Origin of the sequence: Bacillus massilinigeriensis (assembly GCF_900117315.1) — a bacterium.
In the GTDB taxonomy this organism is placed as follows: domain Bacteria; phylum Bacillota; class Bacilli; order Bacillales; family Cytobacillaceae; genus Bacillus_BE; species Bacillus_BE massilionigeriensis.
In genome coordinates this window covers 356,533-369,478 of record NZ_LT630337.1, presented here as the reverse complement: position 1 = coordinate 369,478, position 12,946 = coordinate 356,533, and the positions used below count along the sequence as shown (strand labels likewise).

General features: G+C 37.1%; 12 protein-coding genes. 2 read left to right on the top strand and 10 right to left on the bottom strand.

Annotated features, from left to right (window positions below):
* Positions 1 to 166: 166 nt before the first annotated feature.
* The 8 genes from BQ6100_RS21020 to BQ6100_RS01695 form a co-directional block, all read right to left on the bottom strand.
* Positions 167 to 316: a hypothetical protein gene (locus BQ6100_RS21020; protein ID WP_235816465.1), complete on the bottom strand. Its 150-nt coding sequence runs from the start codon at positions 314 to 316 to the stop codon at positions 167 to 169.
* Positions 317 to 481: 165 nt separating this feature from the next.
* Positions 482 to 721, bottom strand: a complete 240-nt coding sequence (locus BQ6100_RS01730; RefSeq protein WP_075980109.1) for a hypothetical protein — start codon at positions 719 to 721, stop codon at positions 482 to 484.
* Positions 722 to 735: 14 nt separating this feature from the next.
* Positions 736 to 948: a hypothetical protein gene (locus tag BQ6100_RS01725; RefSeq protein ID WP_075980108.1), complete on the bottom strand. Its 213-nt coding sequence runs from the start codon at positions 946 to 948 to the stop codon at positions 736 to 738.
* A gap of 348 nt (positions 949 to 1,296) precedes the next feature.
* Positions 1,297 to 1,878 (bottom strand): hypothetical protein, encoded by a 582-nt coding sequence (locus BQ6100_RS01720; protein ID WP_075980107.1) that lies wholly within the window; start codon positions 1,876 to 1,878, stop codon positions 1,297 to 1,299.
* Between the two features lie 804 nt (positions 1,879 to 2,682).
* Positions 2,683 to 4,065: a 23S rRNA (uracil(1939)-C(5))-methyltransferase RlmD gene (gene rlmD / locus BQ6100_RS01715; RefSeq protein WP_075980106.1), complete on the bottom strand. Its 1,383-nt coding sequence runs from the start codon at positions 4,063 to 4,065 to the stop codon at positions 2,683 to 2,685.
* A gap of 159 nt (positions 4,066 to 4,224) precedes the next feature.
* Entirely contained in the window at positions 4,225 to 4,974 is a 750-nt protein-coding gene (pdaA, locus tag BQ6100_RS01710) for a delta-lactam-biosynthetic de-N-acetylase (protein WP_075983396.1), read from the bottom strand.
* A 527-nt stretch (positions 4,975 to 5,501) separates the two neighbouring features.
* The gene (locus BQ6100_RS01705) at positions 5,502 to 7,046 is read right to left on the bottom strand and encodes a fumarate hydratase (RefSeq protein WP_075980105.1); all 1,545 of its coding nucleotides are present in this window, start codon (positions 7,044 to 7,046) and stop codon (positions 5,502 to 5,504) included.
* Positions 7,047 to 7,436: 390 nt separating this feature from the next.
* Positions 7,437 to 7,622: an SE1561 family protein gene (locus BQ6100_RS01695; protein ID WP_075980103.1), complete on the bottom strand. Its 186-nt coding sequence runs from the start codon at positions 7,620 to 7,622 to the stop codon at positions 7,437 to 7,439.
* 217 nt (positions 7,623 to 7,839) lie between these two features.
* Here BQ6100_RS01695 and yfkAB point away from each other — a divergent pair, with 217 nt between their 5' ends.
* Positions 7,840 to 8,964 carry a radical SAM/CxCxxxxC motif protein YfkAB gene (gene yfkAB, locus BQ6100_RS01690; protein WP_075980102.1) on the top strand — a complete coding sequence of 375 codons (1,125 nt, stop codon included), beginning with the start codon at positions 7,840 to 7,842 and terminating at the stop codon, positions 8,962 to 8,964.
* A 78-nt stretch (positions 8,965 to 9,042) separates the two neighbouring features.
* On the opposite strand, the gene BQ6100_RS01685 is transcribed toward yfkAB, so the two are convergent.
* Both BQ6100_RS01685 and cax read right to left on the bottom strand, forming a co-directional pair.
* The gene (locus tag BQ6100_RS01685) at positions 9,043 to 9,864 is read right to left on the bottom strand and encodes a YfkD famly protein (RefSeq protein ID WP_075980101.1); all 822 of its coding nucleotides are present in this window, start codon (positions 9,862 to 9,864) and stop codon (positions 9,043 to 9,045) included.
* 400 nt (positions 9,865 to 10,264) lie between these two features.
* Positions 10,265 to 11,323 carry a calcium/proton exchanger gene (gene cax / locus BQ6100_RS01680; protein ID WP_075980100.1) on the bottom strand — a complete coding sequence of 353 codons (1,059 nt, stop codon included), beginning with the start codon at positions 11,321 to 11,323 and terminating at the stop codon, positions 10,265 to 10,267.
* A 274-nt stretch (positions 11,324 to 11,597) separates the two neighbouring features.
* On the opposite strand from cax, the gene BQ6100_RS01675 reads away from it, so the two are divergent.
* Positions 11,598 to 12,776, top strand: coding sequence for an MFS transporter (locus tag BQ6100_RS01675; protein WP_075980099.1), 1,179 nt, complete (start codon positions 11,598 to 11,600; stop codon positions 12,774 to 12,776).
* Positions 12,777 to 12,946 lie beyond the last annotated feature (170 nt).

Below are 12,946 nucleotides of genomic sequence, written 5' to 3'. Positions count from 1 at the left end.
CTTATTTTATCGGCAATTTCCTATAATAAATTTAACACAAATATTCAAGCGAAAATTACCAATTATTTTAAATATATTCCTAAAACAGTTAGTCGAGAAATTTCCTCATTTCCTCGGATGTTAAATCTTTCGGCTCTACCCCACATTTTTCATACTGACAGTAATCTCACAAGGCTCTAACCTTAACCCTTGCTTGATTCGGGTTTCGAGGAACAGCAAAGGCATCCTCGAACTCCTCAATTTCCTTAACTAATTTTTCATCAGCTTTCATTTCCTCACCAACTTTTTTATTACAATTATTTTCCTTCGTTATCATTCATTATGTTATAATTTACATAACCTTCAGTATCTTGTCTGATGGGTTTTTAATGAGATGGAGAAGTGGGTTAGCCTCGGAAACCTCCCTCTTCTTCCTTTTTTGAAAAATCCCCCCTTTTAAATTAAGATAGCTGTTTGACTGAACTGTAAGAAATGGGTTTTTCTAATCTTTTTCACTCATTTCACTTAACAAATCTTCCAGTTCCTTAATGGACTCTAATGGGAGAATATCTAATAAATACCTCAATCCAAAACTTGTTAAATACGTCAGCAGTACAGCCCTTTTTTCACTCTCCATAAAAATAAATTCCCCATCAAACAATTCGGTCAATTTCTCTGGAAACTGTTCAATATCTGCATAAGTTATTTTTTGCCCCTTTGCTTTCGGAATTAGGTTCGGCATAGTCTCACTCCTTGTTATCGTTCCATTAAATAATCATGGGATATTTCATTTAGTATGGCTGAATACTCCTCTTCCCTGTCTACCTCGCTAAATCCGTAATCCTGTATTTGTGCCAACTGTGTTTGTTGCAACCATTCCCGAATATCATTATCCATTTCAACGTCATCCAACGATATAGCGTCAACCATTTCTAAAATATCAACATCATTATCTAATACGTTACTCATTTCTTAATCCTCCTATGGTCATTTGATGTTTGTCTTTAATTCCTTTTAGCCAATTCTTTATAAAGAGCATAAATTTTCATGCAATCACATCACTCCTTTCAATAGCGTTTGGTAACAAACAATATGAAAAACGCCCAGTCCTGTGACTGAGCGTTCGTTGTATGTTGTATGGAATTTTTAGCAAGAGCACTATATCTCTTCATATTGCACCAATCCCTATTTTTTAACTGACTATTATTTCAATTACATCATAACATTCTTTCCGTCTATTTCAAGATGGATGATAAGCAAACTTCAAATAATCAAAGCTGGTTCAAATAAAAAACAAATAAAACAAAGTTAAGTCATCTAATTTATTTGGTATTGTGAACCTATAAAGCCCTCAATATGTGCTTGTGTTATAAGAACGAATCTTTTTAAATCTTCATTTGAAAGAGGGACACGAACAATCTTCTCTGCTCTGTTGCCCACATATTTCGGAACGATTAAACCTGTTTCTGTTTCTTCTCCTGCTCCTTCTTCTGCTGATATTATCCAAGGTAATTTTTCACCTGGGGTTAATTTCATCTGTCGAGATAGGCTTTTCCCATCAGAACGTGCTTTGCCACGTTCAATCAATAACTTTGCGGATATACCACCTAAGTCTAACCAAATTTCCTTAGAATACTTAAACCCTTTCTTAATTTGCTCTTCTCTTGCCATCTTCCCTAACTGATTCATTCTGCCTGTTAATACATCATTTCCGAAAAGAAGTAACTTATCTATATCCACATAAATATTAATTTGTTGTTTAATACGGTTTCCTTTATCAGCAGTCACATCATATTCAATAAAATTAATCTGAACTTTCCCGATAACGAACGCACTGTTCATTACTTCCAGAAAGGTATTCCTTCCATCTAATCGAATGATTTGACTATGTTCTTTCATTTTGTTTCCTCTCTTTTTTCATAATGTAAGGCTACACTTTTAGTGTAACTAACATTAGTTTGCATTAATCCACCTTTCCTATACCAACCTAATAGTATTCTTCAACCGATGAATTTCTATGTAAATTATTTTTTACAAATCACTACTCCCACTATACATTTCATTTTTACCAACTCTCATGAAAATTTTGTTAATACATAGTGATGGAAATAAACAATAACACGTTACCCCCTCCTGCATTTCCCTTTCCCCTAAAACCTAAAAAAGAGAAACAGGAAGTTCTCCCATTTCTCATAAAAATTTTTGTTTTTTCTGTTTCTCTTGAAACTGTTCTAACTATGTTCAGAAATATTAATGTATTGCTACACTCATTTTCTCAAACCCTTGTCATTCCTGCATTCTTTTTTCCGAATATTCACCTATTTAAAATAAAATCCTGCACTAATCACTCATTTTCCCGATTTTTTTCTCCACTTTTTCTCCCACAACTTTATTTTAAATCAAAATAATGTCGTGCTAAAAGGACAGGAATTAGGTTGATAGGGACAAGGGTTTTCTCCTGCCTTTTTTCATGCTTTTGGGGTTCGTAAGAATCCCTCACACGTTCATTCAATCATTGATGGGGCAAGGTTTTACGTTTTTCCTCATGCCTTTTTTCGGGCAAAAAGGATGGGATTCCTGTTTTCACTCTCTTTATTCTTTCTTTTTTTCCTGCCTTTGTCCACACGTCTTTCACAGGCATATCAGAACTTTAAATTGATTTTGCTATGGATTTGTTTTGTGGCACAGGAGATTATTATTGGGTTACACTTTTAATTTTATCAACGCACAGCACTCCACGTGTGCCGTCTGCGGAAACATATCCACCGGCTGAATATACTTCACCTGGTACTTCTCGGAAAGCACTGCAATATCCTTCGCAAGAGTGGAAGGATTGCAGGATACATAGACAATTTTCTTTGGCTGAGATTTGAGGAGAGATCTGAGTAGTCCCCCGTCTAGTCCCGTACGTGGCGGATCGACAATTACCACATCTGGTTTCCAGCCTTCCTTTGCCCATTTTGGGAAGACTTCCTCTGCTTTACCAGTGACATAGTGAGCATGCTTGATTCCGTGCCGGGCTGCGTTTTTCTTCGCATCATCAATGGATTCACGAATCACATCCATGCCACGTATTTCAGCGGCTTGGTCAGCTACCCATAAACCAATGGTTCCAACCCCACAGTAGGCATCGACCACCTTTTCTTTTCCTTTTAGAGAAGCGGCCTTTTTCACTTCATCATAAAGCTTGATGGTTTGTTCAGGATTTAATTGAAAAAAGGTTCTTGCTGATAGCTCGAAGGATAAATCTCCAAGAGACTCTTGAATGTATTCTCTTCCTTCTAACGCAATCGTTTCCTTTCCAAATATTAGCGACGTCTTTTCTCCATTAATATTTTGAACGATTGATTTTACCTCAGGCATGCGCTTTTTGATTTCTACCACAATTTGATCCTTATGGGGTAGCTCTTTCTTCGTCGTTATTAAGACAATTTGCAATTCCCCGGTCTGCACACCAACACGAGTGACAATGGTTCGCACAATGCCCTTTTTCGTTCGTTCGTTGTAAATAGGAACATTTAATTTTTCGAGAATCTTTCTAACCTTCCCAGTAGCTTTAGTTGTTTTTGGATGCTGAACCGCACAGTGATCAATATGAATCAGGCGATGAGAGTTCAACCCGTAAAGGCCCGCCAACACTTTTTCATCTTTTTTCCCAACTTGAAATTGACTTTTATTTCGATAGTTCCACGGATCCTCCATTCCAATCGTATCCCTTATATCTAGTGATTCCACAGGTAATTTTGTATGCCTCTCCAAGGCCTGAATGACAATATCCCTTTTTTCTTTTAGCTGAATATCATAGCGCAGATGTTGAAGCTGGCACCCTCCACATTCCTCATAAACTGGACACGGTGGTTGAACACGGTATGGTGATTTTTTGCGGATGTTTTTGATTTTTGCCTCGGCAAATTTCGGGTGGATTTTTGTTGTTTCAACAACGACCTCCTCCCCAGGCAAGGCACCAGGAACAAAAACGACCTGCCTTTTAAAATACCCGACCCCTTCGCCATTGATGCCTAACCTCTTAATCGTAAGCGGAAAGGTCTGATTTTCTTTTATTTTAATCGATTGTTCGTTTTTCACTTTTTTCACTCCATTATAGAACTGCCTTATATAAGTTTCCCCGTATTATAGCATTTTTCCTCATTCTTTTACATGTGGGTCCTACATGTATGTTGCCTATGGTGACTGACACCCTGCTATCCAAAAACCCCGAACGTTGCCATTCGGGGTTAATCAATATTATTTTTTCCTGGTCTTCATATAGTCATCCAAGCTTTTAAATGTATAGCCCCTTTTTTTCAAATCCTGAATGACCTTTTCTAGAGCGTCAGCATTATCCTTTGAAACCGTGTGTAAAAGTAAAACCGCACCAGGATGGATCTGCTTCATGATATTGTCATATGAGTATTGCCACCCTCTTTGAGCATTTACATTCCAATCGACAAAAGCCAGTGACCAGAATACATGGGTATACCCGGCTTTGTTAGCTAATTCCATCGTTCTTTCACTAAATATTCCTCTTGGAGGACGTAGATAGGCCATCTTCTTTTGACCAGTGATTTCTTCTGTTTTCGCCCGAACCATTTCTAATTCATTCCATAATTTTTCATCGTTCACCTGTGTTAAATCTGGATGATGCCAGGAATGATTTCCGACGATATGACCTTCATCGACCATTCTTTTGACTAATGGAGCTGCACTGTCCAAATAATGTCCAGTCACGAAAAAGGTCGCAGGTACCTTTTCTTTTTTTAATACATCGAGAATTTGGGCTGTATATCCGTTTTCGTAGCCGTTATCGAAGGTGAGGTAGATATCCTTTTTCGTTACATCAGCCTTATAAAAAGCATTGTATTTCTCAAGTAAATCGTCCAGTTGTTTACCAGCTTCGGCGGGTTGTTCGTTTGCCCCTTTTTTCATGCCCCAATGAATAGGTGTATTTGGTGCAGCAAAACCGCTAGGAATTTGTAGAAAAAGCAAAATAACCATTATGTACAATACTCTGGAAGTCTTCAAACATACTCCTCCTAAATAACATGTTTTTCTTAGTTTTTGTGTTCAATAGGAAAACATTCTAATTGAAAGGAGGTAAAAAAAGGATAGAAGGAGGCTCTGCCCTTCTATCCCTTTGGAAATTACATAAAAAATGAGGCTTATTCGCGATTTTTCTACTTTTATTCGCGAAATTTAAAATTTATTCGCGATTTTACACTTTTTATTCGCGAAAATGATGGATTTATTCGCGAAATTATTTTTTATTCGCGAACATATGAGCTTTTTCGCGAAATCCCTGAAATATTCGCGAAAATCCAAGTTTATTAGCGAAATCCCTGAAATATTCGCGAAAATTCAAGTTTATTAGCGAAATATCAGAAATATTCGCGAAATCTCTCTGGATTTATTTGCAAACCAAGGAAGTCTTATCACAATATCTCGATTTATCCTCGAAACAAGCTTGTTGTTCACAATGACCTATCCACTATTCTCGACTACCCGAACCAAATGAAATCTATAAATTAAAACACTCTTTCCTTAAACTGAGCCAATTTTTCCAAAGATGACTGATCGACATCCTTATGCAAGCTGTTTCCATGAGAATCCATCGTCACAACTGCTGTGAAGCCTTCCACATTTAAATGCCACATAGCTTCTGGTACACCAAATTGCATTAAATCGACGCCATCTACAGACTTGATACAATCAGCATAGTACTGGGCTGCGCCACCAATAGCATTAAGGTAAACTCCACCATGCTCTTTCAATGCAGCTAGAGTTTTTGGTCCCATTCCGCCCTTACCGATAACAGCACGAATACCAAACTTCTTCATGATATCGCCTTGGTATGGCTCCTCACGAATACTTGTTGTTGGACCTGCCGCCTTCACATGCCATTTTCCTTCCTCATCCTTTAACATAACCGGTCCACAATGATAAATAACTTGACCATTTAAATCTACTGGGGCATCATGGTCATTTAAATAATGATGAATCGCATCACGACCTGTGTACATTCTGCCGTTAATTTGAACGACATCTCCCACCTTAAGGCTTCGAATTTGTTCTTCTGTAATTGGAGCTGTTAATGAAACGACACGATTTTCTTCCTTGTTTTCAGAGGCGGCAGCTGCTTCATTTTCAGCAGCAAAGTCAATCTTTTCTCCACCTTGATAGAGCCATTCATTAATCTCACCATTTTCCGGATTTACAAGAACCCCAAGGCGGCGATAAGCCCAGCAATTGTAGGCAACAGAAACAAAGAAGCTTGCTGGAATACGGTTCATTGCACCAATTTTACAACCTAAAAGGGTGGTTTCTCCGCCAAAGCCCATGGTACCAATTCCTAATTTATTTGCATTTTCCATAATGTATTCTTCTAACTTACGGAGGTCTTCATTTGGATTAACGTCCTCGACTTCACGGAATAATTGTACTTTTGCAAGGTCATATCCAGCGGAGCGGTCTCCTCCAATGCCTACTCCAATAAAACCAGCGCTACAACCTTGACCTTGAGCTTGATAAACTGAATGAAGGATACATTTACGAATACCATCTAAATCCCGACCTGCGCGGCCAAGGCCATCAAGCTCACATGGCAAGCTGTATTGAATGTTTTTATTTTCACAGCCACCGCCTTTTAAAATCAATCGAACATCAATATAATCCTTTTCCCATTGCTCAAATTTAACAACTGGAGTACCTTCCCCAAGGTTATCCCCGCTATTTTCACCTGTTAATGAATTAACCGAATTGGATCGAAGCTTCCCATTCTTTGTGGCAAGTGCCACAGCTTTTCTAATCGCCTTTATCATTTCGATTTGATTGGCGCCAATTGGTGTTTTAATTTTAAAAGTTGGTAAGCCTGTATCCTGGCAAATTGGTGAAACATGATCATCTGCCATTTTAATATTTTTTGTGATTGTTGCTAAGCTCATAGCTGATCTTGTTCCAGCATTTTCACGTTCCTTGGCTGCTTTAATTGCCCGACGAACATCTTTGGGCAAATTGGTTGATGTTTCAACAATTAGCTTATACATGCTTTCCTGGAATTTTTCAATATTCATTTTTCGCTCCCCTTTCCCATTGCACCCCGAATTGTTGATATCTATTTTGAATATTACAACTTTTTTCTCTAATCATTATACTCCTATCATGATTTGATGAAAAGACAAAGGTGTAATCGGTTGCAAGCTGATGATTGATTGCTGGTTTTGTTCAGTTTTTATTAGAGAATACACGTTTTTATTATATTTCTTGGCAAAGAGGGGGTTTGAGGCCACTAATCTAGAGTAAATTCCAATGTCCATTTTGAGTAAAAATAGTATATCCGCGGGTTTTGTGAATATTTCCGCAGTGAATGATGAATTGATTGCCCTTGGAAGCAAAGAACCGTCCCCACGCTTCCCCAACAGCGTTCACAACACACAAAAAAAGAGCCCCACAAAAAGGCTCTCCTATTCTTCACGATGATTAAATTCGCGGCATTTCGATTCGATTTCATCTATCATTTCAATTAAGCGATCAATGTCATCAAGATCTGCATTTTCTGGCTCAATTGCCTCTAATACTTCCATGAACATATTTAGTCGTTGCTTTAAAAAGACCACCTGTGTTTGTTTATCTGTAATTGGACTACCCAAAACTCTCTCTCCTTTCACTTCCGTAATTCATCCTACTGAAATATTCGAAATAAGGCAATGCTTTTTTCCTTTTATCATGTAATTTTTCAATTAACCCATACATATATTCGTTTAAAAGTATTCCCCCAAAATAGCACAACTACTAAATATTTAAATTGACAGAATTCTTCAGTAAGAGAATAATGGGCAAAGGAGAATAAGTGAGGAGAAAGTAGAAATGATTACGAAAAAAAAGACATTAATTACGCCAAATAATGACCCATGGGAAGCTTATTTTGACATGGAGCAATATGGTAGACATACCTTAACAAATATAGAATTCACTACGACATATTTGTGTAATATGCGCTGTGAGCATTGTGCTGTTGGATACACCCTGCAATCGAAGGACCCAGAGGCATTACCGATTGAATTCTTACTAAAAGGTCTTGATGATATTCCAACACTGAAGTGCCTTAGTATTACGGGTGGCGAGCCGATGCTTTCAAAAAAATCAGTCGAGAATTATGTTTTACCTTTATTACAATACGCATCTTCACGAGGGATACGGACCCAAATCAACTCCAATCTTACCCTGGATTTGGATAGATATCTAAAAATATCTCCATACTTGGATGTACTGCATATCTCTCATAATTGGGGAACGGTAGATGACTTTATTGATGGTGGATTTGCCATGATGGATAAGAAACCGACAAGAGAGCAAAGAGCCTCCCTTTTGTATAAAATTATTGAGAACAGTCAGGCTCTTGTTTCAGAAGGGGTCATAGTGTCTGCTGAGACCATGATGAATAAGCGCACCCTCCCGCATCTTGCAAATATACATAAGCAAATTACAGAAGAGATGAAGTGTCAAAGGCATGAGGTGCATCCAATGTACCCTTCCGACTTTGCTTCGAACCTTGAGGCATTATCATTGGAGGAAATTCGGTCTGCAATCCACCATCTTTTAGATATTAGAAATGAAGATGTTTGGATGTTGTTTGGAACTCTTCCATTCTATCCTTGTAGCGATAATCAAAAGGACCTTGATTTAATGGAACGTTTATATTCCGCAAAAAACGTTACCCTTAGAAATGATCCAGATGGTCGATCTCGATTAAATATCAATATCTTCACGGGAGACGTCATTGTAACAGATTTCGGTGATACCCCACCGTTAGGAAATATTAAAGATCGTTCATTAACTGAAATGTTTGATGCTTGGCTGGAAATGGATCTTGCCAAAAGCTTGAGCTGTCATTGTCCATCCGTTCAATGCCTTGGTCCAAATGTACTTGTGAAAAATAAATACTATCCACAGGAAGATTTTTCAAAAAGGAAAAGTAAGATTTGTAGATAAATTTGCTTTTCTAACCCTTCATAAACAAAGCCCCCTGAGCAATCAGAGGGCTCGTTCTTTTCTTAAGGGCTTTTCTTTTTATCTTGGACGCTCTGTTGCAGCAAATCCAAAAGAAACATGGTCTTGTACAGGAATCCATGCTCCAATTCCCTGAGATGTTACATTTTTAACGATGATCATTTTTTTATTCCCTTTTAACATTAAATACACTTCTCCGTAGGTTACCTTCCCCTTTTCGTTTACTGCCGGAGCATATCCAAATAAATAACCTAGTCTCTTAGGAGGAATGTTATAGACTTGATCTTTTTTCGTTCCACCACCGATGACCGTCTCAAAAGCAAGGGGAAGACCGGATTTCTCCATTGCCTTCAATAGCATCATTTTTTTCACATCATCCGCATTAGCGATTTTTGCCGTTAAGCCTCCACGTACGATTTTCTGAGTCTCCTGAACATAATGAATTTGATACGGAGACTTCCCACCGCGATTATCATAATAGTTTGTATTAACCTTTTGATACTCCCAATTTGGTGAGGTCTCACTAGACTCATAATGAAGTGGCCATTGCCCTAAATAAATAGTAGCTCTATACCCAATGGCAAAGGGGGTACTATTCACATTTGTTTCGTTTAACATTCTTATTAGTTCTGGGTTTTCAATTTTTACTTTCGACGAATCAATTAATTTCTGGGTTAGTTCGCTAGGTTGTAGCTTTGGTATATCCTGCGTTGGATTCGGATAAGTATTTTCCTTTGTTATGTTCATCACTGAGTTTGGTATTTTCACTTGTTGAGATGTTTGTGGTTCCTTCTTATCCTGTTGCTTCTCTCCGTATACATAAGTTAAAGAAGAGAGCATAAAAACAAAACCGACAATAAAGACGAAAACATATTTCTTCATGATGTCGAACTCCTTTCAGCTTTACAATATATGTTTCTAATATTTTTTTCGGAGTCCATAAAAAATATCCATTCAATGTAATTTTTCTCATAAATATTTACGTAATATTAATTTAATATTTAGAATATTTACAAATCTAATTTTTCGGTTTATAATAGGGATAATTAAAATAAAAGGAGGGCAGGATATCAATCGCTTTTATCAACGGATAGAGGAGGTAGAAAGTTTATCTTAATTGCACAACTCTCATTTCTTTATTGCAATTGATTTTTATTCGAGAGGTGGTTGATAAACTTATAAAAAGCGTTTGAAATCGAAGTTTTTTATATGATGAATAAAAAAGTATACTTATAAAAAATCGGATCTGATTAAGAATCACCAGATCCGATTTTTTGTTTCATTATAATAAATAAAATCCAATTCCCATAATCACATATGCAGCTAATAAGGTAGCACCCTCAAACCAGTTCGTTTCCCCATCATTTGATAAGGCAATGGTAAGTAGGACTGCTGTTATCATGGCAATTAACTCTGGCAATGTAAAGACGAGCGGCATAGACGTTGGCAAGAAAAGTGAAATTAGAACGAGTAGTGGTGCAACAAACATCGCAATTTGCAAGGTTGAACCAATCGCAATTTCTACTGCAATATCCATTTTGTTTTTAAATGCCATAAGTATTGCTGAAGCGTGCTCTGCTGCATTTCCGACAATCGCAACAATAATTATCCCGATAAATAACTCGGACCAACCAAATTGTTCGGCAACTGTTTCAAAGGTGTGAACTAAGTGCTCAGAAATATATGCTACACATAACGTCGCAACGGCTAATACAGCAATTGCAACTCCCTTACTCCATTCCGGTTCTTCTTCTTCATGATGACCTGTTTCATTCATATGTTGATATACCCCACGATGAGTAACGAGTTTAAAGAGTAAAGCAGCCAAATATAAGACAATAAGGATGATAGAAATCCCAACACTTAAAGAAAGTGTGTCATTATCATTCATAGTCATCGTGAAGACCTCTGGAATGACAAAAGCAAGAATAACAGCAAATACTAATAATCCTGAATTATGTCTTGCATCATAAACGTTAAAACTTTGACGTTTGAATTTCAATCCTCCAATAAAGAATGATAATCCCGCAACTAAAAGAAGGTTACCTAAAACAGAACCTGTTAAAGAGGCAAGAACCACCCCAACTAACCCTGCTTTAAGTGCAAATATGGAAATGATTAATTCAACAGCATTTCCGAATGTTGCATTTAACAAGCCACCAATTCGAGGGCCTGCAACAATTGCTAAACTTTCAGTTGCTCTCCCCATATAACTTGAAAGGGCAATAATGGTTAAACAATAAATTACAAATAGCATGATACTTGGCCAATGCATAAGCGAGCCAATTACGGATAATGGTACTCCAATAAAGGTAACAATCATAAATATTTTATTTGCCATTTTTGTTTGTTTCCTCACTTTCTTATTTGATAAAAATTAGACTTATGTATGTGTGCATAAACGATTGTCCACTACAAATCCCCTACATATAAATTTTCCCCTAAGCTTACTCCCGTGGCAAATCTTACCTCGAATGCCTTTATAGGGGATTATACTCTATTTCTTTATTAAGGGAAACTTGCCATTTCCATTAAAAACAAATCTGTTTCATTGTTCAATAAAAATAGGTATGATAGAAGAAATGAAATTTTGAATATAAATGAGGATTTAACAAATGAATAACAGTCAACTTCGTTTTTGGATTTTGGTAAGTATTGTGGCTATTTCTGGGTTTAGCCAGGGGATGCTTCTTCCTTGTATCGCAATTATCTTTGAACATAATGGATTATCCTCCTCACTCAATGGACTAAATGCTGCTGGACTATATCTTGGGATTATATTAATCTCCCCTTTTATGGAGCTTCCTTTGAGAAAGTACGGTTATAAGCCTATCTTGATTGTTGGGGGGCTTATAGTATTCCTGTCTTTAGGATTATTTCCGCTTTGGGAGTCTTTTTGGTTTTGGTTTGTTTTACGGTTAATGATCGGGATAGGTGATCACTCTCTGCATTTTGCAGCACAAACCTGGATTACCTCTTTTTCACCCATGCATAAGCTCGGACGAAACATATCCTTGTATGGACTATTTTTTGGAATGGGATTTGCTGCGGGACCACTAATGACCCCTTTAGTTAATACCAATCCTGCCTTACCATTTATCATTTCTTCTATTTTTTGTATGATTGGATGGTTATTTCTCTTTATTTTAAAAAATGAATTTCCTCATCAGGAGGTTAAAGAGGATTCCTTTATGCAAACGGCGAAAAGATTTTCCGAGGCTTGGAAATATGCTTGGGTGGCCTTTCTTCCTCCTATGGGTTATGGCCTGCTTGAAGCTTCATTAAACGGAAGCTTTCCTGTCTATGCTCTTAGGAATGGGATAGAAGTAAACAATATATCGGTTATGCTATCAGCTTTTGCCATTGGAAGTATCATTACACAACTTCCACTAGGTATGCTTAGCGATAAATATGGCCGAAGAAACATTCTGATCTTCGTCATTTTTTTGGGATTTCTTACCTTTGTAGCAGCCAGCTTTTTGGAATCGTCTACTTTCGGCTTACTTACTTGCTTTTTCTTTGCAGGATGCTTGGTTGGATCTACTTTTTCTCTTGGGATTTCGTTTATGGCAGATTTAACTCCAAAAGAACTACTACCAACAGGAAATTTATTATGCGGAATGTTTTTTAGCATCGGTAGTTTAGTTGGCCCTTTTATCGGCGGACTATTCATTCAATACTTTGATAATATTAGTTTCTTCCATATCATTAGCACGGTATTATTTTTAATATTTACCGCCTTGGTTTATTCAAGTAAAAAGGCACCCTATCAGTCAAAACAACCTATTTCTTAAATGGGAAAAGAACATTTTAGACAAAAATATTCCAGCCATTCCTTTATTACCGTTTGCAAAAAAAATGTGGTAATTTTGTTAACAACCTCTTTTAGCAATTTTAAGTGTGTGGTAAAATATAGGTAACATTGATTCGTTTATCCTTTACAAATAGTCTTTTCTTGCTTTCC

Excerpts from the sequence above, each read along its gene's own strand:
- BQ6100_RS01725 (WP_075980108.1), bottom strand. The coding sequence starts at position 948 with ATGAGTAACGTATTAGATAATGATGTTGATATTTTAGAAATGGTTGAC.
- BQ6100_RS01730 (WP_075980109.1), bottom strand. The coding sequence starts at position 721 with ATGCCGAACCTAATTCCGAAAGCAAAGGGGCAAAAAATAACTTATGCA.
- BQ6100_RS01705 (WP_075980105.1), bottom strand. The coding sequence starts at position 7,046 with ATGAATATTGAAAAATTCCAGGAAAGCATGTATAAGCTAATTGTTGAA.
- BQ6100_RS01685 (WP_075980101.1), bottom strand. The coding sequence starts at position 9,864 with ATGAAGAAATATGTTTTCGTCTTTATTGTCGGTTTTGTTTTTATGCTC.
- cax (WP_075980100.1), bottom strand. The coding sequence starts at position 11,323 with ATGGCAAATAAAATATTTATGATTGTTACCTTTATTGGAGTACCATTA.
- pdaA (WP_075983396.1), bottom strand. The coding sequence starts at position 4,974 with ATGGTTATTTTGCTTTTTCTACAAATTCCTAGCGGTTTTGCTGCACCA.
- yfkAB (WP_075980102.1), top strand. The coding sequence starts at position 7,840 with ATGATTACGAAAAAAAAGACATTAATTACGCCAAATAATGACCCATGG.
- BQ6100_RS01720 (WP_075980107.1), bottom strand. The coding sequence starts at position 1,878 with ATGAAAGAACATAGTCAAATCATTCGATTAGATGGAAGGAATACCTTT.
- BQ6100_RS01675 (WP_075980099.1), top strand. The coding sequence starts at position 11,598 with ATGAATAACAGTCAACTTCGTTTTTGGATTTTGGTAAGTATTGTGGCT.
- BQ6100_RS21020 (WP_235816465.1), bottom strand. The coding sequence starts at position 316 with ATGATAACGAAGGAAAATAATTGTAATAAAAAAGTTGGTGAGGAAATG.